The organism is uncultured Kushneria sp. (assembly GCF_947497025.1).
Lineage (GTDB): Bacteria > Pseudomonadota > Gammaproteobacteria > Pseudomonadales > Halomonadaceae > Kushneria.
In genome coordinates this window covers 181,943-205,209 of record NZ_CANMFC010000006.1, presented here as the reverse complement: position 1 = coordinate 205,209, position 23,267 = coordinate 181,943, and the positions used below count along the sequence as shown (strand labels likewise).

Below are 23,267 nucleotides of genomic sequence, written 5' to 3'. Positions count from 1 at the left end.
ATGCGCCGTTCACTGCTGACGATACCGGCTGTCAGCCTGGGCAGCAGCCTGGCGTTCGATGCGTATGCCGACAACGGCGCGCCGGCGCTGAGTGACTATCAGCCGATGTTTTTTGAAGCCCAGGAGTGGCAGTTCATTCTGGCAGCGACTGACCGCCTGATTCCGCGCGATGAGCACGGTCCGGGGGCGCTTGAGGCGCACGTACCGGTGTTTATCGACAAGGAGCTGGCCGGTGGCTATGGCCGCGCCGAGGACTGGTACATGCAGGGGCCCTTTCATGTCGATGCGCCGGCGGCACTGGGCTATCAGCTGCCACATACCCCGGCCGACATCTATCGGCTGGGCATTGCGGCTACCCGGCGCTACTGCCAGCAGCGCTTTAACCGCGATTTCGTCACGCTCTCCCATGAGGATCAGGAAAGTGTGCTGAGCGCGCTTGAGCAGGGCCGTCCCGATTTTGCCCGGCTCGGCGTCGACGACCTGCCCAGCGCCACCTTCTTCTCGTTTTTACTGCAAAACACCAAAGAGGGTTTTCTGGCCGATCCGATCTACGGCGGTAACCGTCACATGGTGGGCTGGAAGATGCTCGGCTTTACCGGTGCGCGTGCCAGTTTCCGCGAGTGGGTTGATCAGTATGATCGGGACTACCCGCTGGGCCCGGTAAGTCTCTCCGGCGAACGTGGTTGATCGTTTCGGCATCGAATGGGATCGATCCCACTTCTGTACCGCGGCAGCAGCAGCGCTTTTTGACAAGGCAGACAGGATACCTGACAGGCATGATCAGAATACTTTCCCGGATGAGCGCTCTGGCGCTTGTGCTGGGCGCCATGACGGCACAGGCCCAGGGGGCAGACGACCACGACCAGGCGCTGATCGAGCGCGGGGCCTATCTGGCGCGTGCCGGCGATTGCGTGGCGTGCCACACGGCGCCCGACGGTGATGACTTTGCCGGCGGACTGGCCATCGAAAGTCCCTTCGGGGCGATCTACTCGACCAATATCACACCGGACCCGGATGCCGGCATCGGCCGCTATAGTGAGGCCGAGTTCGCCGCTGCGCTGCGAAAGGGCAAGCGCGCCGATGGCGCCAATCTCTATCCGGCCATGCCGTACCCTTCCTATGCCCGGCTCACCGATGACGACCTTCATGCGTTGTATGTCTACTTCATGCAGGGCGTAGCACCCAACGATCACCAGCCGCAGCAGACGGATCTGAGTTTCCCCTTCAATCAACGCTGGGGCATCAGTGCCTGGAACTGGCTGTTTGCCGATCAGCAACCCTTTGAACCGAACGAACAGGACAGCGATCGGGTCAACCGCGGACGCTATCTGGTGGAAGGGCTGGGCCACTGCGGCAGCTGCCATACGCCGCGCGGTATCTTCCAGCAGGAGAAGGCGCTGGGGGATGACGATGGCGATGACTATCTGGCCGGGGCCAATCTCAATGGCTGGCTGGCGCCAGGATTGCGCGGCGGGGGCGAGGATCATCTGGGCGTGGCCGGCTGGCAGGCGCAGGACATTGTCGACTATCTCGCTACCGGGCGTAACGCCCACTCGGCAGTCACCGGCGAGATGACCAGCGTGATTGAAAACAGCACCTCGCACATGAGCCGCGAGGACCTGGCGGCGATGGCGGCCTATCTGAAAACGTTGCCGGTCAGTGACAGCACCGATATCGGCAGCGAGCGACGCATCAGCGAGCAGAAAACCGATCAGACCGAGCAGCAGCTGCGCGATGCCACCGCACTTGATGAGGGTGCGCGGCTTTATCTGGATAACTGCAATGCCTGTCACTTTGCGGATGGCAGGGGGGGCAGCGGCGTGTTCCCGGCGCTTGTGGGCAACTCGCAGGTCAATGCCGACAACCCCACCGGACTTTTGCATACCATGCTGGCCGGGGCGCAGCTGCCCTCGACGTCCGAGCGCCCGGAGGCGCTGATGATGCCAGGCTTTGGCTGGCGTCTGTCGGATAAGGAGATGGCTGATCTTGCAACCTTCGTGCGTCAGGGCTGGGGCAATCAGGGCAGTCCGGTGACGCCTGAAGACGTCAAAAAGGTACGCAATTCGATGGACGCGCGCGAAGGCTTCAGCGGCAACCCCGAAGCCACCGGGGCAAACCATCCCGATGATCGCGCCGGCGCTTCGGCGCAGTGACGGACGAACGTAAAGGAATCAAGCCATGAGTATTACCCGACCTGACGTCGACGTCGTCATCATCGGTCTTGGATGGACCGGCTCCATCATGGGAATGGAGCTGACCGATGCCGGTCTCAATGTACTGGCGCTGGAGCGCGGCGGTGAACGTACCAAGGAGGATTTTCTCTATCCGAAGCCTGCCGATGAGCTGAAGTACGGCGTGCGACTCAAGATGATGCAGCGCCCGAAGCAGAACACCGTCACCATTCGTCGCAATGCCGAGGAAACGGCGGTGCCGCAGCGCCACTGGACGACCTTCCATCCGGGTGACGGGGTGGGCGGGGCCGGCTCGCACTGGACCGGTGTGCTCTATCGGGCCACCCCCAATGAACTGGCGCTGAAAAGCTTCGCCGATCGCACCTTCGAGCCGGGCTTTCTGCCCGAGGACATGACGATCCAGGACTACGGTGTCACCTACGAGGAGCTGGAGCCCCACTACGACTTCTTCGAGAAGGTCGCCGGGCTTTCCGGTCAGGCCGGCAACGTGCAGGGCGAGATCGTCGAAGGGGGCAATCCCTTTGAAGGCCCGCGTCAGAACCCCTTCCCGTTGCCGCCCCTGCCGCGCACGCTGACCGATACGCTCTTCACCGAGGCGACCCAAAAGCTCGGCTGGCATCCCTATCCGTATCCATCGGCCAATGTCTCCGGCGCCTGGACCAACCCCTACGGGATGCAGCTCGGGCCGTGCAACTTCTGCGGCTTTTGCAGCAACTATGGCTGTCTGAACTACTCCAAGGCCTCGCCGCAGACGTGTGTACTGGATGCGCTCAAACAGCGTGAGAACTTCAGCTATCGCACGAACTGTGAGGTCACCCGCATCGTCAAGAGCGATGACGGTGAGACAGTGACCGGCGTGCGCTACCGCGATGGTGAAGGCAACGACGTCTATCAACCGGCGAAGATGGTGATTCTGGCCTCCTTTCCGCTCTCCAACGTGCGTCTTCTGCTGCTCTCGCAGATTGGCAGGCCGTATGACCCGGTGGCCAATACCGGTGTGGTGGGCCGCAACTTCTCCTACCAGATCACCGGCTCGATCGACATGTACTTCAAGCGCCACCAGTTCAATCCGTTCATTTCGGCAGGCGGAAGCGGGCAGGTGATCGATGACTTCAGCCCCGACACTTTCGATACCGCAAAACACGGTTTCATCGGTGGCTCCTATATCTATACCACCCAGGGGCCGGGCGGGGCGATCGGCGCGGTGAAGGTACCGCCGAGGACACCTTCCTGGGGCAGCGAGTGGAAGAAAAACGCCAGCGAGCATTACGGACATCACATGATGCTCGGCACCACCGGCACCAACATGTCCTATCGTGATGTATATCTGGATCTTGATCCGACCTACACCGACCCGCACGGCGATCCGCTGTTGCGCATGACCTATGACTGGAAGGACAACGATCTGCGCATGACCCAGTTCATGGCCGAGCGCATGCGTGAGATCGTCGCTGAGCTTAAACCGGACTACCACACCGAGAGCTTCAAGCAGGTAGGTGATCACTTTGACCCGTCGCACTATCAGTCCACCCACCTGACCGGCGGAGCGATCATGGGTACCGACCCGAACACCTCGGTACTCAATCGCTACCTGCAACACTGGGACGCCCATAATCTGTTCGTGATGGGTGCCAGCGCCTTTCCGCAGAACATGCAGCACAATCCCACCGGTACCGTGGCGGCCTTGACCTACTGGTCGGCGAAGCATATTCGCGAGCGCTATCTGGACAATCCCGGACCGCTGATGGCGAAGGAAGACCCGGCGAACGCATAAAGGTTCTGCATCCAATGGCGCATTGCGCCTTGATAGTCGTGCGCTAATATGAAAACGACCCTGCGGGGTCGTTTTTTTGTGCGCCCGAAGGCATCGACGGACTGGCGTTATCAGGGGACAGGGAGGCGGATATGCAGGCAAGGGCATTCAGATACACGCTGCAGCGTGCAGTAACGGGAGTGGCACTGCTTGCGATGCTGGCCGGCTGTGCCGGCAGTGGCGGGGCAGGTGGCGATCCCAAAACCGCCGCGCAATCGCCGGATCGCGCCTGGGGGCCGGTGATGGTAGCCATCGCCGAGGCTGATTTGTATGAAGACGAAAAGTCGGTAGTGGACCTGATTCCCCGGCGTGAACCGAGTTCGATCGTCGCGGACTATCAGGCGCGCACCACCGACGGGCCACTTTCACGGGATGCGCTCAAGGCCTTCGTGCGTGCTAACTTCGACGAGCCACCCGAAAATGAGGCGCGTCTGTCGGAGGAGGCCGGGACGCCGATCGATCAGCACATCAAAAACCTGTGGCCCTATCTGACCCGCGACCCGGCCGCTACCGATGAGGGGCAGTGGAGCAGCCTGGTGGTCCTGCCGCATCGCTACGTGGTACCGGGCGGGCGCTTCAACGAGATGTTCTACTGGGACAGCTTCTTTACCATGCTGGGGCTGGCGCACAGTGATCGGTATGATCTGGTCCGCGACATGGTGGACAATTTCGCCTGGTTGATTGATCAGTACGGTTTCATTCCCAACGGCACTCGCACCTATTTCCTGACCCGCAGTCAGCCGCCGTTCTTTGCCTCGATGGTCGGGCTGCTGGCCGAGCATGATGGTGATGAGGTCTATCAGCGTTATTTGCCCGAGCTTGAGCAGGAATACGACTACTGGATGCAGGGTGCCGAGACACTGTCCCCGGGACAGGCACAGGCGCATGTCGTGAAACTTGAAGACGGCACATTGCTTAATCGCTATCACGGCAGTGAAAACATGCCGCGTCCGGAGTCCTGGGCCAGTGAGGTCGCGCTGGCGCAGAAAGCGGCTGACCGACCTGCACCCGAGGTATACGCCAACCTGCGAGCCGCGGCCGAAAGCGGCTGGGATTTCAGCTCGCGCTGGATGCGGGATGGCAGCCAGCAGACCACCGTCGCCACCCGGGACGTTTTGCCGGTGGACCTCAATGCGCTGCTGTTCCATCTGGAAAAGACGCTGGCCCATGCCTGGCAGCTTGAAGGTAATCAGGCGCGCGCCAGACAGTTCGAGCAGCGGGCCGAGACGCGCCGCGAGGCGATCAATCGGGTCTTCTGGGACGCCGAACGGGGCCTTTATACCGACTACAACTGGCGTGATCAGCGCCTGAGCCAGGTGGTCTCCGCTGCCACGGTCTATCCGCTGACCTTCGGGGTGGCCGATCAGCGCCGCGCCGATGCCACGGCCGATGCCATCGAACGAGAACTTTTAAGGCCCGGCGGCCTGGTCACCACCAATCGCCATACCGGCGAGCAGTGGGATGCGCCCAACGGCTGGGCGCCGTTGCAGTGGCTGGCGGTGGAAGGGCTGTCCCGCTACGGCCAGACGCGCCTTGCCGGCACCATCGCCCGGCGCTGGATCGACACCAATCAGCGCGTCTATGACCAGACCGGCAAGCTGGTGGAAAAATACAACGTGGAAAATCCCGGCGTGGGCGGTGGCGGCGAGTATGAGGTGGTCGATGGCTTCGGCTGGACCAACGGCGTGCTGCTGGATCTGATGGCGCGCTACCCCGAGCAGGCCCTCACGCCCTGAGTCGCGCCTTGCGTTATCCACACCCTCCTGCACCCTTCAGCCCCCGGCGCCTGTGGACAGACAGGCGCCGGTTCAGGGCAGCATCGCCCCTGTCGGTAGGCTATCCTGCACGATCCGTTGACAGGGTACGGAGGCGTTGCGATGCAGCTGATTCATCTTCAGGGTACACGGATCCGGCAGTGGCTTGATGCGCTGGCGGCCCTGCGTATCCGGGTCTTTCGTGAATTCCCCTATCTCTATGAGGGCTCGCGCGACTACGAGCGCGACTATCTGGAAACCTACGCGCAAAGCGATGACAGCCTCTGCGTGCTGGTGCTTGATGGTGAGCAGGTCGTGGGCATGAGCACGGCGCTGCCGCTGGCCCACGAGGATGAGGCGTTCATGCGCCCCTTCATCGAACAGGGCTTTGATATTGATAGCGTCTGCTATTTTGGCGAGTCGATCCTTTTGCTCGATTACCGCGGCCAGGGACTGGGCGTGCGCTTTTTCGAGGCGCGCGAGGCGCATGCCAAAGCGCTTGGCGTGCGGTATACCGCCTTCTGCGCCGTGGAACGCCCCGGGGACCATCCGCTGCGCCCGATGGATTACCAGCCATTGGATGCCTTCTGGCAGCGGCGCGGCTATACGTTCCGCCCCGAGCTTTATGCCCGCTATGAGTGGCAGGATATCGACGCCTCATTACCGGATCACAAGACGCTGCGCTTCTGGCTCAAGACGCTGGATTAAGTCGGGGCACTGCCTGCCTGGCACCACTTTCCGATCTTTTTTGACAAGGACTGCCCATGCACCTGGCCCTGTGTCAGTACGCCATCGAGCTTTTTGAAGATGCTCGCGACTATCGAGATCATCTCGAGTCACTCATCGAGCAGGCCGCCCGCCGCGGTGCGGAGCTTCTGGTCATGCCGGAATACGCAAGTCTGGTCATGACGGGGCAGATGCCGCCTGACGTGCGCGGCGATCTGCACGCTTCCATTGAGGCATTGCAGCCGATGCTGCCGGCCTGGCTTGAGCAGTGCGAGGCGCTGGCGAAACGCTTTGGCATCTATCTGGTGCCGGGCAGTGCGCCGGTGCGTGATGACGACGGCGTCTATCGCAACCGCGCCTGGCTGTTTGGCCCCAGCGGTCTGATCGGCACCCAGGACAAGTTGATCATGACCCGCTTTGAGCGCGAGCACTGGGGCATTGAGGGCGGCAGCGGCCTGCAGGTGTTTGATACCACGCTGGGCAGGCTTGGCATCCTGATCTGTTATGACAACGAGTTCCCCATGGCGGCCCGGCTACTGGCCGAGCAGGGGATAGATCTGATCGTCTCGCCGAGCTGCACCGATACCGAGTCCGGCTATTACCGGGTGCGTACCGGCGCGCGGGCCCGGGCACTGGAAAACCAGATTGCCGTGGCCGTCTCGCCCACGGTGGGTGAGGCGGCCTGGTCGCAGGCGCTGGATTACAACTACGGCCGTGCCGGGCTCTACGTGCCGGCGGATATCGGCATGCCGGCCAGCGGCGTGGTGGCGCAAAGCGAGCACATCACGATTGATCGCAGCTCGTGGCTGCATGTGGAGCTCGATCTCTCCGCCATTGCCGCCCTGCGTGACGATGGCCAGGTGCTGCTGCGCCGCGACTGGCCGGAGCAGTTTGACCCTGCCCGCATGTATGTCATCGATACTGACAGCAGTACAGGCTGACCATGTCGGTTTGATCGACACTGAAGGACGTTTTCTGGCTCTGGCGCGAAAGAGCTGCCGTGACTAGCCTTTGTGCTCCGGCGGCGCCGCTGCCCTCAGGCATGGGAGTCCTGTTTGTTCGCTTTTCTGGAATCGCTGTCATTGATGACTGCGCTGGGTGTTTTTGCACTCTGTGCGCTGTTGATCGGCACCATTGGTACCTGGCTGACCGGCATTGTGGATCAGCTGGCAGATCGTACCGGTCTGGGCGAGGCGATCGCCGGCTCGGTCATGCTGGGGGCAGCAACATCGCTTTCCGGCATCATGGTGTCTGTGGCAGCGGCCGCCCGCGGCCAGCCGGAGCTGGCAATGAGCAATGCGCTGGGCGGCATTGCGGTCCAGACTGCTTTTCTGGCGCTGGCCGATATTACCTATCGCCGTGCCAACCTGGAGCATGCCGCCCCCTCGATCGGCAACCTGATGCAGGCAACGCTTTTGATCTGTCTGCTCTCGCTGCTGCTGGTCGGTGCCTGGACGCCTCCCTTCACCATTTTCGGCATTCATCCGGTCACCGTTTTGATGTTTGCAGGTTATGGCTACGGGCTTTTAAAGGTGCGCGATGCCCAGAATGACCCAATGTGGCAGCCCAAACGTACTCGTGAGACCTTTGAGGATACGCCCGATGAGGACACCGACAGGCGCAGCCTGATGATGCTCTGGGTTCAGTTTCTGGCGCTGGCGGCCCTGCTGGGCCTGACCGGCCTGGTGCTGGAGCGCGTGGCCTCGGTCATTGCCGAGCAGTCCGGGCTGTCAGCGACCGCAGTAGGGGCACTGCTGACGGCGGTTGCCACGTCGCTGCCGGAGCTTGTGACCTCGATTGCGGCCGTGCGCCGTGGTGCACTGACCCTGGCGGTGGGCGGTATTATCGGGGGAAATGCCTTTGATACGTTGTTTGCAGCCGCCTCGGATGTGGCCTATCGCGATGGCTCGATCTATCACGCCATATCCAATCCCGTCATGCTCTGGCTCGCCATTACTCTTTTGATGACCGCGATACTGCTGATGGGGTTGATTCGCCGTGAACGGCAGAACTGGGGCGGTATCGGTTTTGAAAGTGTGGCCGTTCTGGTGCTTTATGGCCTGGGGGCCGGGTTGACGCTGCTGGCCTGAGGTCGGCGCGCATGGGGCCATTAACAGACCATTGAAAACGATCAATGAGGCCAGGCTGAACGTCCTCGTCGAGGAAGATGCAGGGAGGTAGAGTGACAAGAGGATGTAAAAGACAGGAAACGCCTGCTGCTCTGGGAGAGTGTGATGCCCACACACTGCGCGCGCTGTTCGAGTCAGGGCAGGCCTCGCCGGTCGAGGCCACCCGAGCAGCACTTGAACGTATCGAGCAGTTCAACGATGACGTCAATGCCTATTGCCATGTGGATCATGAGGGTGCGCTCAGGGCGGCTTGTGACAGCGAGGCCCGCTGGCAGCGTGGCGAACCGCTTGGCCCCCTCGATGGTATTCCGACCTCAATGAAGGATCTTTCCGAGGTGGCGGGCATGCCGGTCCGCGATGGCTCGCTCACCACCGCTGACGGCACCTGCGATCACGATGGTCCGCCGGCCCAGTTTCTGCGTGAAGCTGGCGCGATTTTTCTGGGCAAGACCTGCACGCCCGAGTTTGGCTGGAAGGCCACCACCGACAGCCGCGTGACCGGTATTACCCGTAACCCCTGGAACACTGACCTGACCCCCGGGGGCTCCTCCGGCGGTGCGGCGGTGGCGGCTGCGCTCAATATGGGCGTGCTGCACCAGGGCGGTGACAGCGGCGGCTCGATTCGCATTCCGGCCGCCTTTACCGGCGTGTTCGGCTTCAAGTCGACGTTTGGGTGGGTGCCGCAGTGGCCGCCGAGCACCATGGCCTCGTTGTCCCATATTGGCCCGATTACCCGCACGGTCGATGATGCCATCGCCATGCTCAACGTGATCGGGCGCTTTCACGGGCATGATTATTTTTCGGTGCCGGGCCAGCCGGCGGACTGGGGCGAGCAGTGTGATGACACGGGGCGTCTGGACGGCTTGAAAGTGGCCTTTTGTCCGGCGCTGGGCACGTCGGCCCGCGATGATGAAATCTCCCACTGTGTGGGCCACGCCGCCCATCGTATGGAGGAACTCGGTGCGCAGGTCGATCGCATCGAGCCGGAAGTGGAAAGTTCGCTGGAGACCTATCGCATTCTCTGGGCCTCGGCATCGGCCACGCAGATCGCGGACATGACGCCGCAGCAAAAGGCGCTGCTCGACCCTGGGCTTCTGGAAATCGCCGAGTGGGGACGTGCCTTCTCGGCCGTGGATCTGCTGCGCGCCCAGACGATGCGGATCCGGCTCAACCGTCACATGGACCACTTTTTCGGCAGCTACGACCTGATGCTCACGCCCAGCGTGCCCATCGCGGCCTTTGAGGCCGGCCATGAAGTGCCGCCGGGCAGTGGCATGCGCGACTGGATGGAGTGGACCCCCTTTACCTATCCGTTCAACCTGACCCAGCAGCCGGCGGCCTCCGTGCCCTGCGGCTTTACGAATGCCGGGCTACCGATTGGCCTTCAGATCGTCGGCGCCCGCTTTGAGGACGCCCGGGTACTGCGCGCCTGCCGGGCGTATATGAACGCCTTTCCGGCACGTTTTCCCGAGAAGCTCAACGAAAGCCGGCCGTGAGCGAGACGACGTGCATTAATGGGTATCTGCCTGATTAATCTCTCGCACGATCATCGGCATGAAACGTGACGCGGGTCACGGCGTTATAGAGACAGCCGTGATCGTTCCACACGACCCGTTCCGGCTGCTCATGGCCGCGATCATCGCGCGCGCGTACCTGCAGAACGTGGCGGCCGGCGTCGAGGTGACAGGTCAGTGACCAGCAGACCCAGGCGCCGGCAATGTTGGGCATGTGCAGGGTGGCACGCTGCCACACGCCGTCGTCGAGACGACACTCAACCCGCGTGATCTGCCCCTCGCCAGACAGGGCGCGCCCGCGCAGAATCGTGTCTCCGGCGTCGAGTCGGGCGTCGTCTTCAAGGTCTATCAGACTCATGACCGGCATGGTGGTGATGGGCACGCCGTCGGCTTCGCCTTCGACCGGATAGTCCGGGCCGGCCAGGGTGTAGTCTTTGGTGTTCCAATACGTGTTGAGTGCGTCACGCGACACCTCAAGGCGGCCCAGCCATTTGACGCTGGCTGCCCCCAGCCATCCCGAGACCACCAGCCGCGCCGGAAAGCCGTGATCGATCGGCAGCGGCTCGCCGTTCATGGCCAGCGCAATGATGGTGTCATCGGCGAGCGCCTTGTCGATCGGCAGGGGACGGGCAAAGCGGCCGCTGTCGAGTCCTTCCGGCAGGACATGAAAGGCACCTTCTTCAAGGCCTGCCAGTGCCAGCACGTCGCGCAGACGCACGCCGCTCCATTCCGCCACCCCGACAGCGCCCTGGCCCCACTGGGCGCCTTCGGCGGCCGTACCAAAATCCCGGGCAAAAAAGGCGCGCGCATTGCCGGCGCATTCGATGGCGCGAATGACACTGACGCGCGGGAGTCGTTCGAGATCGGCGAGGCTCAGGGACTGCTCGCGTGACAGGGCATCCCCCGTTAGTGTCAGCCGCCAGTTGGTGGCCTCAAGCTCGGGAATATCGAAATGGCTGCGTACAAAGAACTGACGGTTGGGCGTGAGATAGCCCGGCAGTCGGGACAGACGTGTCTCGACGTTGGTGGCGCCCCCTTCTTCGGGGTGGCGGAAGTATTCGCCAGGCAGTGGCTTAAAAATGCCGGGGTGATGACTCATGACAGGGCGCTCCAGACAGACCGGTGATGGCAACTCTCTAGAGCGTAGCGGCTTTTAGCGACAGGTCAGGCCGGCCAGGGGCATCAGTGGCCGGAATAGGCCGGTATTTCATCTGCCATGGCCGGGTGAGCCTGCGCCCAGACAATGGCGGGTACGTCCGCATTCTTTTTTGAGGCGCGCACACGCTTTTCCAGCGCCGGACCATCGATATTAACGACAGGGGCGGTCACCAGCCTGCGACGGGACAGGCTCTTGCTCAGTCGATAGCGCAGGGACAGGGCCAGCAGGGTATCGGTGGCCTCGTTGTCACCTTCTGCGCCGGCAATACGGCGCTGCATGGCGCGTGCCTGGGCATAGCGTTTGGCAAGGTCTGCTTCATCACGACCGTAGAGTTCACGCAGCATCTTGCCGATCTGGAGCGCCGTTGAAACGGCCGGCTGGGTGACCCGGGTCTCCATTTTGGCGCAGTCAATGGCGCGCAAGGGCGCTTTTGCATCCCGCGTCGACACCATCAGGTTGCCATTATTAATGTCCAGATGGCAGATCCGGGCGTCATGCATGGCCTTGAGCAGAGCTTCCATGCGATATAGAAGCGAACGGCGCCCGTGCTCGTCGGCAGCCTGGAAGGCCTCCCCCAGATTGATCCAGCCTTCAAGCCAGGGCTGGATCAGCAGCTGACGTGTTGGCAGACCACCGCGCAAACGTTCGCCCAGACACAGGACGTCGTGACCCTGGTGGGTCCGGTCATTGAGTGCCAGCGTATTGTCGACTTCGGCACTACCGTGGTCGTAGCCGAAAAGCCGGTTCTGAACGCCAAAAAAGGCGCCAAAACACTTTCGCGCCGGCTTCAGGGCAATCTCTTTCGCAAAAAAATCGCCCTGGTTGGCCTGAATGCGAAAAATGCTGCGCCCCTTGCGTTCACGCAGAGTGGTCACGGTGTCAGTGTCCAGGCCACGCATATGTCGATCCATGCGTTCAGCGGCGTCATGGGCGACATCGTCATTGGCCAGCCACCACTGCCAGTCGGAACCGGAAAAGCGGATGGGGCCAGAAAAGTGGCGCTGGAGGACGTCGGGGCGCCCGAAATGGCGGCCTTTGGCGGTCATGGACATATTGAAGTGAGATGGATCCGGAACTGGGGTGTTGAAGACTCAATTCAGAGAACGTCAGGTTTCTGAATTGAGTAAAAGGCTGTTTTATTAACAGGCTAATGATGAGCTCCAGAAAGAATAGAAACAATGTTTCTTTATGTCCAGGTTGTTTTTAACTCTTTTTTAATAATCTGGGTGCAGACCTGCCGTCCCGCATGCGGCACGCACTCGGCGGAAGAAGGCAGTCAAGAGGAAACCAGCAGGGGCCATCCTCAAAGGATGCGGCTCGGGAAGCCGCATTGGCCTTACAGAGAGAAAGAGGGGAGAGAATCCATATCGTGATTCGACGTCTGAATCTGTTGCCAGTCGAGAAGCGGCATGTCCGCATTTTTATAGGTACGGCGCGCCCTGGCTTCCAGCTTTCTGCCTTCGATGTTGTTAAAGGGTGACATGACCAGTCGGCGCCGCGAAATCGTTTTACTCATTCTGTAGCGCAACGAGACGGCCAGCAGGGCATCGACCTCCTCACTGAGATGGTGCTTGCCAGTAACGCGGCGCTGCATATGACGTGCACGCGAGAGATGTTGAAGAAAGCGATCTGGTTCTCGCCCTTCCAGTTCACGCAGCAGTTTGCCGATGTGAAGTGCTGTCGCCAATTCCGGCTGGGCAACATCAATCACCATCTTGTCACAGTCGATGGCGTGCAGGGTTGATGTGGCATCATCAGGATCAACCATGATATTGCCACCGTGAAGGTCCATGTGAAAAAGGCGGGCCCGATGAAGTGCTGTCAGTACTTCCTCGACCCGTGACTGCAGCTGTTGGCGACGAGCGGGCGTAGTGGACTGCCACAGGGGCTTCAGACCGATGGCGCCATCAAGCCAGGGCTGTATCAGTAGTTGCTGACGTGGCAGGCCATGATCCAGACGTTCACCCAGACAGTATACGGGCAGACCATGACCGGTGCGTTCATGGAGCACCAGTGTGTTGTCTACTTCGGCGCTGCCGTGATCAAAACCCAGCAGCATATTTTGATGACCGGTCAGAGCGCCAATTCGCTTTCGCAATGCAAGAAGCGGTATGCATTTGGCAAAGCAGTCACCGTTTTCTGCGTGAATGCGATAAGTGCTTCGGCCCTTGAAGGTACGTAGCGTTTCAATACCTTTGCCGGTCTGGTCCTGGTTCAGGAAAACGTCCATACGCTGTGCAGCCGACAGCGCACATGCGTCGTCGGTCAGCCACCATTGCCATGGTGACTGACCAAAGGTGATCGGTCCCTGAAAGTGCCGTTGCAGTCGCCTTGGGCGCCAGCGGCGGCTGGCCGATGTCATTTCAGACATGATGAAAACCTGATTTTCCATTAGGCCATCAGACAGTGTTTGCAGACAGTTTTGGGCGCTGAGTTATAAAACACTGTTCGATATAAAGGCAGAAGAGTCCAGTAGAACGGATGACCGACTGAACCGAAGAGACAATATGAATAAATGTAAATGTAAGGAGCTGCGGTGCAGTTTGTCCAGTTTATTTTAACAAAGCCTTCACGAAGCTGTAATAAAGGCAGTGTTGGCAGCGCACTGTGAGCGGGCAGAAACAGCGCCAGAAAAAGGCACTGTTCGCAGGTGAGACAGCATATCGGATGTCAGCGGCCCATTAGCCGTTTCAATGCTGCGAGCCGGCCTTTCGCCAGTGCCGCTTCCGTGGCAGAAATGCGCAAAATGTCGCCCAGCGCCGGATGCGGCGGACGATGAATAATGACGCCGTCTGCCAGCAGTGCCTGTTGGGCTTCAAGAGCGCTCTCGGCACCGGGCATGCGAATGGCCACAAAGTTGGTGGCCGAGGGCAATACCTCGGCGCCCCATGCCTGAAGCTGGGCTGCCAGTTGCTCGCGTCGTTCGATCACGCTTCGGACGTGGCGTTCGACCTCGTCGATATGGGTCAGCACGACGGTCGCGGCGCTCTGGGCGACCGAGGAGACGGCATAGTGAATGCGCACCTTGTACATCACCTCGAGCATTTCGGGGGCGGCGATGGCGTAGCCGATGCGCAGGCCGGCCAGCCCATGTGCCTTGGAGAAAGTGCGAAGGCGCACCACGCCTCTCATGGGGGTGCTGTCGCTTTGGTCCGGGCGAAACTCATGGTAGGCCTCATCCAGCAGGAGATGGCACGTCGGCGGCAGATGGTCGACGAGATAGGCGATCTCGGCACTGGCAAGACAGTGGCCACTGGGGTTGTCCGGATTGGCCAGGTACACCAGCCCTGCATGATGCAGCCAGGCCGCCTGCAACAGGGCATCGACATCAGGGGCCAGCTGGCCGGGGGCCTGATGATAGTCCACCTCGACCAGTCGACAGCCATGACCCTCGGCAAAATATCGAAAGGTGGGATAGGTCCCGGCACTGGTGATCACGGTCGTGCCGGTATCGCACAGGGCACGCAGGGTCAGGGCGATCAGGCTGTCGGCGCCGGCATCGACCAGCAGGGTATCGTGCGAGGTGCCCAGCTGCTCGGCCAGCTGCTGGCGTAGATCATGCGCCTGTGCATCGCCGTAGGCGCGCGCCAGCTCGGCCACTGGCGCCCCCAGTGCCTCGGTCAGTGCCCGATGCGGCATGTCCAGACCTTCGTTGGAACCCAGCTGATGGGGGAGCGCATGACCCAGACGCCGCTCCAGCGCCTGACGTCCCGGGAAGGGGTTGTCCGGCCCTTCGCGATCAAGATGAGATGCACGCACGACAATACACTCCACGTTGTGAATGAATGGTGGTCAGGTCAATGAGAGGAGATCAGGGCGCCGGCGTCATGGCGGCTGCCGACAGGGGCAGGCCCAGCGCATCCAGGGCGCCGTCGATCTCCTTTTGCCACCAGATATCGTCACTGTCGCCGTGCCTGAGCGTCAATGTCAGCGTATAGGGGTAGAGCTTTCGATCCGACAGGGTAATGGCGCCCAGCGGTGCCTGCAGGCGAGAGGAGAGACGCCACTGATTGGCAGGAACGTCAGACTGTGCCGGTGCTTCGCTAACGGATAGCACCTGCGGTCCGTGCCGGGCGCTGAGCAGCCGACGCGTCAGGGCATCATTAAAGCGTGCACCGGCTTGCTCGCCGAAGTCGGCATCGACCTGGACGGGCGTCACGAGGATGACGCGGTTGCTCGCGTTATCCGGCCAGGGCGGCGCCTTGAGCACGTCGACCGCCGCCGTCTGCCCCAGATTTTCAAGTGGCGTACGGTGACGTGAGCCGTCGTTGTCCATTCCGGCGCATCCCGCCATCAGCAGGGTCAAAAGCGCCACGGAGATCCATCGCATCATGACGGCGGTCCGGGCATATCGGCAGTGGCAGTGCATGGGCCTTCGGTCTGTGTGATCAGAAAGTGATGCAGATCCCTGAAAAGGGTCTGGCGAATATTCGGTGATTCGTTGACCAGATGATGTCGGGCGTTTTGATGGTAGACGATTCGAGCCGCCGGCAGCAGCCGGCGCAGCACCTCAAGATTCCACCGCCAGTCCACGGTGGCGTCCTGTTGGCCCTGCAAAATCAATACCGGCAGATTGCAGGGCGGCAGCCTGCGGACATGGGCCATCCAGTCGCGCATGGCCGCGACCCAGATCAGCGGCAGGGTGTTGGCCTGCAGTGGATCCTTTTGATGTAAAAACGCCGTAAAGGCCAGATTGGTTGTATTGGGCCGGTAGTGGCGCGGAATACTGCGAATAAAGGGCGTGGCCAGGCGGTGCATCAGATGGGAGCGACGCCACTTGCAGGGCCGTACCAGCGGCGCCAGCAGCACCAGCGCCTGCCAGGGATGACGGCCGGGGCGCTCCAGTACATCCGTGGTGACAATGGCAGCACCGGTGCTCTGTCCGATCCCGATCAGCGGCTGTTGTATGAGGCCCCTGTCGCCGAGCTGTGCGAGCAATGCCCGCAGGCACTGGGTGTAGGTGGCAAAGTCATCGATGGCGGCGCGCTCGCCGCTGGACAATCCATGCCCGGGCAGGTCCCAGAGCACGACGCGAAATCCGTCGTCCAGCAGCAGGCGCAGTAGATGGCCGTAAAGGCCCAGATGATCGAAATAGCCATGTACGACCATGACCGTACCGCGATGTGTCGCCTGCCGTGGTGTCCAGACCTGGGTCCAGAGGCGAAACTCGCCGACCTGCACATGGCCTGACTCGATTCCGCCAGCCTGCGTGATCAGCGCATCCAGCCCGTAATGATGAAAATACTGCCCCATCACGCCAGCGGGCGGCAGGGGCAGGGGCGCCAGCGGGCCGGCCTCCAGCAGATCGGAAAAATCGGGTAGGGACATTGTCATGAACGCTCATGCTCACGCCACGCCGGTCGCGCAGCCCGGGATTATTATGAGGGCTCGGGGCGTCGACGCAAGGCCGTCACGCCCAGCATGACCCAGCCGGCCATCATCGCAAGGCCACCCAGCGGTGTGATCGGTCCCAGCAGGGCAGGGCCGCCCAGCGCCAGCAAATACAGTGAGCCGCTAAAAAGCACAACGCCTGCCCCCCACAGGATCAGTACAAGACGCTGGCCGGCCAGGGCCACGACCTCACGCCAGATCAGGATTATCATGAAGGCCAGCGTATGCCAGGCCTGATAGCGTACGCCGGTGTGCCAGGCGTTGAGGGCTCGGGTGTCCAGCTGGTCGGCCAGGCCATGGGTGCCCCAGGCGCCCAGCACCACCACGCCCAGTCCGGAGAGAGCCGCAACAACCCAGAGAAGGCGCGATGGCATGGGGACATACTCCTATTGAATCGGGCATTTGCTTCTGAATCCGTGTATGGTCGCACGCACGCGCCCGAGCCACCAGGTAGCGCGTGTGGGACGGTGGCTCTGATCAATAACACACCACAAGAGTAATGCCTCTGTGACAGTGAGGCATGGCGGGGATTTCCCATGGAATTTATCACTACCGTTGAAAATGCCATTTATGCCGTAATGAACCCGGTCAGTGGTTTTATCTGGTCATTCATACTGGTTTATCTGCTGCTGGGTGCCGGCATTGTCTTTACCATCGCCACCCGGTTCATGCAGTTTCGCCTGCTCGGGCACATGGCCCGCGTGACCTTTACCAGCCGGGGCAGCGGTGAGGGCGTCAGTGCCTTTCAGGCCTTCGCGACCTCGCTGGCCGCGCGCGTGGGTACCGGTAACCTGGCCGGTGTCGCACTGGCACTGTGGGTTGGCGGCCCCGGCGCCATCTTCTGGATGTGGATGACCGCCATCATTGGTCTGGCCACGGCCTTTATCGAATCCACCCTGGGGCAGGTCTACAAGATCGAGCACAAGGACGGCGTCTTCCGTGGGGGGCCGGCCTATTACATCGAGCGAGGCCTGGGCCAGCGCTGGATGGGCTGTCTGTTTGCCATCTTCCTGATCATCGCCTTTGGTCTGGCCTTTTGTGGCGCCCAGTCCAATACCATCGCCCAGGCCGTTGACGGCGCCTTTGCCGTGCCCACCTGGATTACCGGGGTCGTGCTGGTCGCTCTGACCGCACTGGTAATCTATGGCGGGATCAAATCGGTAGCGCGTGCCGCTGAAAAGATCGTGCCGATCATGGCGATCGCCTATCTGCTGGTCGCACTGTATGTGCTGTTTGCCAATATCAGTGAAGTGCCGGAAATGCTGGCGCTGATCGTCAAGAGTGCCTTCGGCTTTGGTCCGGCCATCGGTGGTGCGGCCGGCTACTCCATCAAGATTGCGATGGAAAACGGCATCAAACGCGGCCTGTTCTCCAACGAGGCCGGCATGGGCTCGGCACCCAACGCAGCGGCCACGGCCAACGTCAAGCATCCCGCGGCGCAGGGGCTGGTACAGTCCTTTGGTGTGGTCATCGACACCCTGATCATCTGCACCTGTACGGCCGTGGTGATTCTGCTTTCCGGTGTCTACGATACGCTGATGACGACCTCGCCGGGCCAATCCATCGAGGGGATTACCCTGACGCAGGAAGCGATGGTGGATCACCTGGGCAGCTTCGGTGAAATCTTCATCGCCATTGCGATCTTCTTTTTTGCCTTCACCTCGATTCTGGCCAATTTCGCCTACAGTGCCGTCAACGTCGAATATCTGTTTCCGCGCCACGGTGATCGGGCGGTGTCCATTATTCGCCTCATGATTCTGGCCATGGTCATGATCGGCTCGGTGGCCAACCTGACCTTTGTGTGGAATTTTGCCGATCTCGCCATGGGTCTGATGGCGACCACCAACCTGATCGCCATGCTTTTGCTGGCACCCGTGGCGCTGCGTGTGTTGAAGGACTACGAACGCCAGCGCAAAAACGGGGTCAAGGAGCCGGTTTTTGATCCCTCCGTGCTCAAGCATCCCGAGCAGTTGGCAAAAGGCGTCTGGACGTCTTCGGAAAACGCCGCGAAGCAGTAGGAGTGCCTCCAGCCTCGACGTTATAATGCGTCGCCCTGATGACAACGCAGGATGTGACATGCAGCTATACATCAACGGGGAGGCGCGGCGGGTCGACCGGATCGAAAGTGTTGCCGATCTGGTCGAGTCGCTGGGGCTGACCGGGCGGCGCATTGCCGTGGAAGTCAACGAAGCCATCGTGGCGCGCACTCGCCATGCGACAACGACGCTCAACGAGGGCGATCGTGTCGAGATTGTTCATGCCATCGGCGGTGGCTGAAACGTCCGCGCCGACAATGATTGCATCAGAACCCGTCCATCGGGTTCGAGGAGAACATCATGAGCACCGATTTCCGGTGGGATACCCCCTTGCAGATTGCCGGACGAAGCTTCGCTTCGCGTCTGCTGGTCGGTACCGGCAAGTATCGAGACCTTGAAGAAACAGGCGCGGCCGTTGAAGCCAGCGGCGTCGAAATCGTGACGGTTGCCGTGCGCCGTTCCAACATCGGGCAGAATCCGGATGAACCCAATCTGCTCGATGTCATTTCTCCCGAGCGTTATACCATCCTGCCCAACACGGCCGGCTGCTATAACGCGCGAGATGCGGTACGCACCTGCCAGCTCGCTCGCGAGCTGCTTGATGGTCACAACCTCGTCAAGCTGGAAGTGCTGGGCAACGATCACACGCTCTATCCCAACGTGATGGAGACCATCAGCGCGGCGCGTACGCTCGTCGAGGATGGCTTTGATGTCATGGTGTATACCAGTGACGATCCGATCGTGGCCGCCGAGCTTGAGTCGATCGGCTGTTGTGCGGTCATGCCGCTGGGCTCGCTGATCGGTTCCGGCCACGGCCTGCTCAATCCGCATGCCCTGTCACTGATCATCGACAACGCCCGCGTACCGGTGCTGGTTGATGCCGGTATCGGCACGCCTTCTGATGCGGCCATGGCCATGGAGCTCGGCTGCGACGGGGTACTGGTCAACTCGGCCATCGCCCACGCCCGTCAGCCGATTTTAATGGCCAGTGCCATGAAAAAGGCCGTCGAAGCCGGGCGTGAAGCCCGCCTGGCCGAGCGCATGGGTAGAAAGACCTATGCCGCCAGCCCTTCATCGCCCACGGAAGGCCTGATCACCGGCTGATCCGGGGCATGACCCGTTCCACCGTTTTTGACGATATTTGTGATGACAGAAGACACAACGCCGGACCCCGAGGCCGGCGAAGATACGCCGCATCGCGGCATCAAGAGTTATGTGGTTCGCAGCGGGCGAATGACTCTGGCCCAGCGTCGCGGTCTGGAAGAGGTTTTTCCGCGCCTGGGACTAACGCTTTCACAGGGTCGGCTGGATCTTGAGGCGCTGTTCGGGCGTCAGGCACCGTGTGTGGTCGAGATCGGCTTTGGCATGGGCGGCTCGCTGCTCCAGCAGGCCATGGCCAACCCGGATACCGACTTTATCGGTATCGAGGTCCATCCGCCGGGGGTGGGCAAGCTGCTTGATGATGTCGACAAGGCAGGATTGTGCAATGTACGGGTGTATCGCGAGGACGCGCTCAAGGTACTCGATGACTGCCTGCCGGCCGAATCGGTCAATACGCTGCAGCTCTTCTTCCCTGATCCCTGGCCCAAAAAACGCCATCACAAGCGTCGAATCCTGCAGCCGGCCTTCATTGAGCGGGTGCGTCGCGTGCTCGAGCCGCAAGGCCGCTTCCACATGGCGACCGACTGGCAGCCCTACGCTGAATACATGGTCGAGACCATGAACGAGGCGCCCGGGTTCGTGACGCTGGCACCTGAGGGAGATTACGTTCCGCGCCCGGACTTTCGTCCCCTGACCAAGTTTGAAACCCGCGGTGAGCGGCTGGGTCATGGCGTCTGGGATCTGATTTATCAGCGCAGTGACTGATCCAGCCGATATCACGGGCGGGGTCTGCAGGCTCGACGTCAAAAGGTCTTTATGACCGACATAAAAAAGCCGCCCAATCGGGCGGCTCAAGGACCGTGACTAGCTTGATGAGGAGATGAACCACTCGATACCTGACATATCGGGTTGTTCATGTGGCGACTGGCGATCACCACATATCAAAGATAACCATTCTCATTTAGATGGTCAAGGCAAATGAGAATATTTTTTAAATGAATGTCTGCTGTTATTTGCGGCCGGCTTCACGGCTGTTGCCGTATGTTGTCCAACGCTCGCTCGATCACCGGACGCCCCATGCCGATACCCGATTCCTCTGCTCGAATCCCCTCGCTTCGTTGGCTCAACACGCTGGTGGTGGTCACGTTGATGACGGTTACCGTGGCCATTGCCTATCTGGGTTACTACTACGTGGGGGCCGGCAATCGATCGCAGGTGACCTGGTTTGCCCCCGAACTTGACTGCCGGCCGCTGGATGAGCGCTGCTTTACGGCGCTGGGCCGATTCGGTGAGATGCAGACGCAGTGGGACTATCAGAAAGGGCAGCTGAGCGTGGAGATGGTGCTCACCGGGCTGAAGGCGGAAAAGGTGAAGATGCAGCTTGAGGAAACCGGCAGTCGCTGGCGTCAGGCAGCCATGACCCTGGATGCCGTGTCGGCTGGTCATTATCGCGGTACGTTCGATATTCCCCTGTGTGAAACCAATACCCACCGTGCACGGGGCAGTCTTGTAGTGACCACCCCCAGAGGGCTTTTGGGCAGCTGGTATGATCTGTCACTGCCGTGCCACTGATGCACAATGTCACGCGAACTAAAACATGAATTTTCCTATTAATTATCCACACGGCGTTGGGAATTTTTGCTTGACAGAAGGCAAAGCCGTCCAATGTGAATAATTTCACCCCGTTTGCTCATGTTTTTCTAAATAATGATAAGAAACAAAGTGTTATGAGTTTTATGTCATTTTTCTTTGCAGGAAGTGCCATAAGGCGGAGAGGGATGTGCGACATTTATGCACAGGCGCTGCGGCAGCCATTAAAGAGAACCTCACAACCTTATCCACAGGGTGTTCGGGCAGGATTTATCCACTGTCTGTAACATGTTGTCAGACAATAAAAAACCACCGGGCGATAAGGCCCGGTGGTTGCGGAAGTGCCCCGTATGGTCGGCCTGGTTGGCCTATTGGGCTCCGGCGTCTTCTGCCTGATCGGCACTGGTGTCATCGCTGTCTGCGCTGGTGGCGTCATCGCCCACGCCAAGCAGTTCTACCTTGAAGATCAGGGTCTGGTTCGGTCCAATCGGGCCGGTACCCGCTTCGCCGTAGGCCAGATCGGACGGTACGTAGATTTCCCACTTGTCGCCCGGGTGCATCATCTTCAGCGCTTCCTGCCAGCCGGGAATAACCTGATCGACCTGGAAGGTGACCGGCTCGCCACGCTCATAGGAGCTGTCAAAGACGTTGCCGTCAATGGTGCGACCTTCGTAATTGACGCGGACCTGGTCTTCATCGCCGGGCTGTGTGGCGCTGTCGTCACCTTCTTCCATCACGCGATACTGCAGGCCGGAGTCAGTGGTCTCGACCCCGTCCTTGCCGGCATTTTCTTCCAGGAACTGCTTGCCGGCCTGGTCGTTTTTATCGGCTTCCTGCTGCATCTGCTTTTGCTGCTCGGCCACCATCTGCTGCTGATACTGCTGCAGGGCATTGCCGATCTGCTGATCGCTGAGACGGATGTCGTTGCCGTCGTAGACGTCCTTGATGCCACTGGTGAAGTTATCAACATCCAGATCCTTCATGTCTTCATGAAGGTTGCGCGCCAGCGTCACACCAACGGCATAGGCCAGCCGTGCCTGATCGGACTTGAAGTCATCCTGTTGCTGGGTGCTGTCGCCGGTGTCGTTTTGCTGGGTCTGTTCCTGTTCCTGCTGTGCGGCTTGATCATCAGCATTTTTGTCCTTGCCGTCGTCAGCATCGGAACAGCCGGTCAGTATGATCAGCGTGCTCAGAGTGACCGCGCTCAACAGTTTATTCATGAAATCTCCTTGTACATATGGTCATCAAGGGATGTTGGACAACACCTGATGAAAAAAATCACGCCAATCCCTGAAGGAATGTCGGGTGTCTTTCAACCGACCGTTTTTAACGGACTATCAGCACGATGGGGGCGCCATATTCTCACTTTCAAGCCGTAGATGGGAAATCAGCCGCTGATGATGGATCTCGAGCTCGCCGATCAGGGGATGCAAAAGCGCCTCAAAAGAGAAATGTTCAGGGCGGGGGATGGATGCTGAAATGCCCAGTGCTTCGAGCCGGCGCAGCGTTTCATGTTCGCCTTGCAGTTCAGCCTTTTTAATATGCGTGCGCATCTGTTCAAGTTCGGGCCGGTCTGCAACCTGCGCCTTGAGGTCGCGTCTTAGCTGGCGCAGCGGCTGCGTGTAGTGTTGCTGCCACTGGCGTACTGGCGCCAGCGCCGAGGCAGGATCTGCAACCGGTGTCCGATCATGTGTCAGCAGCCAGAATCCCCAGAGCAGTTCGCAGACATCAAGGCCGGCCTCATCCTGAAGCTCGAGCAGGGCGTCGCTGACGCCGGGACGCTCATAAAACGCCAGCGCCCAGGGCCAAAGCGCCGGGAGATTTCGGTTAGAATGGGCACCCATTGACTTGTTCATTCGACC

The 23,267-nt window shown here is 60.5% G+C and carries 22 protein-coding genes; 13 read left to right on the top strand and 9 right to left on the bottom strand.

All coding sequences use genetic code 11. From position 1 onward, the window contains the following. The 8 genes from Q0931_RS12690 to Q0931_RS12655 all read left to right on the top strand — a co-directional run bounded on the left by Q0931_RS12690 (window position 1) and on the right by Q0931_RS12655 (window position 10,110). Window positions 1–687 carry a gluconate 2-dehydrogenase subunit 3 family protein gene (locus Q0931_RS12690; RefSeq protein ID WP_299260819.1) on the top strand — a complete coding sequence of 229 codons (687 nt, stop codon included), beginning with the start codon at window positions 1–3 and terminating at the stop codon, window positions 685–687. A gap of 89 nt (window positions 688–776) precedes the next feature. Beyond that, window positions 777–2,153 (top strand): cytochrome c, encoded by a 1,377-nt coding sequence (locus tag Q0931_RS12685; RefSeq protein WP_299260817.1) that lies wholly within the window; start codon window positions 777–779, stop codon window positions 2,151–2,153. A 25-nt stretch (window positions 2,154–2,178) separates the two neighbouring features. Beyond that, on the top strand, window positions 2,179–3,966 hold the full coding sequence (locus Q0931_RS12680) for a GMC family oxidoreductase (RefSeq protein ID WP_299260815.1): 1,788 nt from the start codon (window positions 2,179–2,181) through the stop codon (window positions 3,964–3,966). Window positions 3,967–4,097: 131 nt separating this feature from the next. Then, complete coding sequence (gene treA, locus Q0931_RS12675) at window positions 4,098–5,741, top strand: alpha,alpha-trehalase TreA (protein WP_299260814.1); 1,644 nt, start codon at window positions 4,098–4,100, stop codon at window positions 5,739–5,741. A 141-nt stretch (window positions 5,742–5,882) separates the two neighbouring features. Further along, on the top strand, window positions 5,883–6,467 hold the full coding sequence (locus Q0931_RS12670) for a GNAT family N-acetyltransferase (protein WP_299260812.1): 585 nt from the start codon (window positions 5,883–5,885) through the stop codon (window positions 6,465–6,467). A 56-nt stretch (window positions 6,468–6,523) separates the two neighbouring features. Continuing rightward, entirely contained in the window at window positions 6,524–7,426 is a 903-nt protein-coding gene (locus Q0931_RS12665; RefSeq protein WP_299260810.1) for a carbon-nitrogen hydrolase family protein, read from the top strand. A 114-nt stretch (window positions 7,427–7,540) separates the two neighbouring features. Next, window positions 7,541–8,575 carry a sodium:calcium antiporter gene (locus tag Q0931_RS12660; protein ID WP_299260808.1) on the top strand — a complete coding sequence of 345 codons (1,035 nt, stop codon included), beginning with the start codon at window positions 7,541–7,543 and terminating at the stop codon, window positions 8,573–8,575. Window positions 8,576–8,667: 92 nt separating this feature from the next. Then, the gene (locus Q0931_RS12655) at window positions 8,668–10,110 is read left to right on the top strand and encodes an amidase (RefSeq protein WP_299260806.1); all 1,443 of its coding nucleotides are present in this window, start codon (window positions 8,668–8,670) and stop codon (window positions 10,108–10,110) included. Between the two features lie 34 nt (window positions 10,111–10,144). On the opposite strand, the gene Q0931_RS12650 is transcribed toward Q0931_RS12655, so the two are convergent. From Q0931_RS12650 to Q0931_RS12620, 7 genes are all read right to left on the bottom strand, one after another. Next, entirely contained in the window at window positions 10,145–11,227 is a 1,083-nt protein-coding gene (locus tag Q0931_RS12650; protein WP_299260805.1) for a sulfite oxidase, read from the bottom strand. 83 nt (window positions 11,228–11,310) lie between these two features. Further along, window positions 11,311–12,333 carry a lipopolysaccharide kinase InaA family protein gene (locus Q0931_RS12645; RefSeq protein ID WP_299260803.1) on the bottom strand — a complete coding sequence of 341 codons (1,023 nt, stop codon included), beginning with the start codon at window positions 12,331–12,333 and terminating at the stop codon, window positions 11,311–11,313. A 290-nt stretch (window positions 12,334–12,623) separates the two neighbouring features. Further along, window positions 12,624–13,658: a lipopolysaccharide kinase InaA family protein gene (locus Q0931_RS12640; RefSeq protein WP_299260801.1), complete on the bottom strand. Its 1,035-nt coding sequence runs from the start codon at window positions 13,656–13,658 to the stop codon at window positions 12,624–12,626. A 299-nt stretch (window positions 13,659–13,957) separates the two neighbouring features. Further along, window positions 13,958–15,052 (bottom strand): aminotransferase class I/II-fold pyridoxal phosphate-dependent enzyme, encoded by a 1,095-nt coding sequence (locus tag Q0931_RS12635; protein ID WP_299261007.1) that lies wholly within the window; start codon window positions 15,050–15,052, stop codon window positions 13,958–13,960. 46 nt (window positions 15,053–15,098) lie between these two features. Then, on the bottom strand, window positions 15,099–15,620 hold the full coding sequence (locus Q0931_RS12630) for a hypothetical protein (protein WP_299260799.1): 522 nt from the start codon (window positions 15,618–15,620) through the stop codon (window positions 15,099–15,101). After that, entirely contained in the window at window positions 15,617–16,621 is a 1,005-nt protein-coding gene (locus Q0931_RS12625) for an alpha/beta hydrolase (RefSeq protein ID WP_299260797.1), read from the bottom strand. The genes Q0931_RS12630 and Q0931_RS12625 overlap by 4 nt, the downstream gene beginning before the upstream one ends. A 44-nt stretch (window positions 16,622–16,665) precedes the next feature. Beyond that, entirely contained in the window at window positions 16,666–17,052 is a 387-nt protein-coding gene (locus tag Q0931_RS12620) for a DUF423 domain-containing protein (protein ID WP_299260795.1), read from the bottom strand. Window positions 17,053–17,214: 162 nt separating this feature from the next. Between Q0931_RS12620 and Q0931_RS12615 the strand changes: the two genes are divergently transcribed. The 5 genes from Q0931_RS12615 to Q0931_RS12595 all read left to right on the top strand — a co-directional run bounded on the left by Q0931_RS12615 (window position 17,215) and on the right by Q0931_RS12595 (window position 21,387). Then, window positions 17,215–18,696, top strand: a complete 1,482-nt coding sequence (locus tag Q0931_RS12615; protein WP_299260792.1) for a sodium:alanine symporter family protein — start codon at window positions 17,215–17,217, stop codon at window positions 18,694–18,696. A 58-nt stretch (window positions 18,697–18,754) separates the two neighbouring features. Continuing rightward, window positions 18,755–18,955, top strand: a complete 201-nt coding sequence (gene thiS / locus Q0931_RS12610) for a sulfur carrier protein ThiS (RefSeq protein WP_299260790.1) — start codon at window positions 18,755–18,757, stop codon at window positions 18,953–18,955. Window positions 18,956–19,014: 59 nt separating this feature from the next. Then, complete coding sequence (locus Q0931_RS12605; RefSeq protein WP_299260788.1) at window positions 19,015–19,818, top strand: thiazole synthase; 804 nt, start codon at window positions 19,015–19,017, stop codon at window positions 19,816–19,818. A gap of 42 nt (window positions 19,819–19,860) precedes the next feature. After that, entirely contained in the window at window positions 19,861–20,580 is a 720-nt protein-coding gene (gene trmB, locus Q0931_RS12600; RefSeq protein ID WP_299260786.1) for a tRNA (guanosine(46)-N7)-methyltransferase TrmB, read from the top strand. Between the two features lie 312 nt (window positions 20,581–20,892). After that, window positions 20,893–21,387 carry a hypothetical protein gene (locus Q0931_RS12595; RefSeq protein ID WP_299260784.1) on the top strand — a complete coding sequence of 165 codons (495 nt, stop codon included), beginning with the start codon at window positions 20,893–20,895 and terminating at the stop codon, window positions 21,385–21,387. Between the two features lie 386 nt (window positions 21,388–21,773). Here Q0931_RS12595 and Q0931_RS12590 read toward each other — a convergent pair whose 3' ends face one another. Continuing rightward, window positions 21,774–22,625, bottom strand: a complete 852-nt coding sequence (locus Q0931_RS12590; protein ID WP_299260782.1) for an FKBP-type peptidyl-prolyl cis-trans isomerase — start codon at window positions 22,623–22,625, stop codon at window positions 21,774–21,776. 117 nt (window positions 22,626–22,742) lie between these two features. Continuing rightward, window positions 22,743–23,249 carry a TIGR02444 family protein gene (locus tag Q0931_RS12585; protein WP_299260780.1) on the bottom strand — a complete coding sequence of 169 codons (507 nt, stop codon included), beginning with the start codon at window positions 23,247–23,249 and terminating at the stop codon, window positions 22,743–22,745. Window positions 23,250–23,267: the final 18 nt, after the last annotated feature.

What these genes read in the sequence shown, in the direction of transcription:
- Q0931_RS12650 (WP_299260805.1), bottom strand. Translation starts at nt 11,227, where the DNA reads ATGAGTCATCACCCCGGCATTTTTAAGCCACTGCCTGGCGAATACTTC.
- Q0931_RS12690 (WP_299260819.1), top strand. Translation starts at nt 1, where the DNA reads ATGCGCCGTTCACTGCTGACGATACCGGCTGTCAGCCTGGGCAGCAGC.
- Q0931_RS12670 (WP_299260812.1), top strand. Translation starts at nt 5,883, where the DNA reads ATGCAGCTGATTCATCTTCAGGGTACACGGATCCGGCAGTGGCTTGAT.
- treA (WP_299260814.1), top strand. Translation starts at nt 4,098, where the DNA reads ATGCAGGCAAGGGCATTCAGATACACGCTGCAGCGTGCAGTAACGGGA.
- Q0931_RS12605 (WP_299260788.1), top strand. Translation starts at nt 19,015, where the DNA reads ATGAGCACCGATTTCCGGTGGGATACCCCCTTGCAGATTGCCGGACGA.
- thiS (WP_299260790.1), top strand. Translation starts at nt 18,755, where the DNA reads ATGCAGCTATACATCAACGGGGAGGCGCGGCGGGTCGACCGGATCGAA.
- Q0931_RS12590 (WP_299260782.1), bottom strand. Translation starts at nt 22,625, where the DNA reads ATGAATAAACTGTTGAGCGCGGTCACTCTGAGCACGCTGATCATACTG.
- Q0931_RS12625 (WP_299260797.1), bottom strand. Translation starts at nt 16,621, where the DNA reads ATGACAATGTCCCTACCCGATTTTTCCGATCTGCTGGAGGCCGGCCCG.
- Q0931_RS12630 (WP_299260799.1), bottom strand. Translation starts at nt 15,620, where the DNA reads ATGATGCGATGGATCTCCGTGGCGCTTTTGACCCTGCTGATGGCGGGA.
- Q0931_RS12680 (WP_299260815.1), top strand. Translation starts at nt 2,179, where the DNA reads ATGAGTATTACCCGACCTGACGTCGACGTCGTCATCATCGGTCTTGGA.
- Q0931_RS12595 (WP_299260784.1), top strand. Translation starts at nt 20,893, where the DNA reads ATGCCGATACCCGATTCCTCTGCTCGAATCCCCTCGCTTCGTTGGCTC.
- Q0931_RS12615 (WP_299260792.1), top strand. Translation starts at nt 17,215, where the DNA reads ATGGAATTTATCACTACCGTTGAAAATGCCATTTATGCCGTAATGAAC.
- Q0931_RS12620 (WP_299260795.1), bottom strand. Translation starts at nt 17,052, where the DNA reads ATGCCATCGCGCCTTCTCTGGGTTGTTGCGGCTCTCTCCGGACTGGGC.
- Q0931_RS12665 (WP_299260810.1), top strand. Translation starts at nt 6,524, where the DNA reads ATGCACCTGGCCCTGTGTCAGTACGCCATCGAGCTTTTTGAAGATGCT.
- Q0931_RS12640 (WP_299260801.1), bottom strand. Translation starts at nt 13,658, where the DNA reads ATGTCTGAAATGACATCGGCCAGCCGCCGCTGGCGCCCAAGGCGACTG.
- Q0931_RS12645 (WP_299260803.1), bottom strand. Translation starts at nt 12,333, where the DNA reads ATGACCGCCAAAGGCCGCCATTTCGGGCGCCCCGACGTCCTCCAGCGC.
- Q0931_RS12685 (WP_299260817.1), top strand. Translation starts at nt 777, where the DNA reads ATGATCAGAATACTTTCCCGGATGAGCGCTCTGGCGCTTGTGCTGGGC.
- trmB (WP_299260786.1), top strand. Translation starts at nt 19,861, where the DNA reads ATGACAGAAGACACAACGCCGGACCCCGAGGCCGGCGAAGATACGCCG.
- Q0931_RS12585 (WP_299260780.1), bottom strand. Translation starts at nt 23,249, where the DNA reads ATGGGTGCCCATTCTAACCGAAATCTCCCGGCGCTTTGGCCCTGGGCG.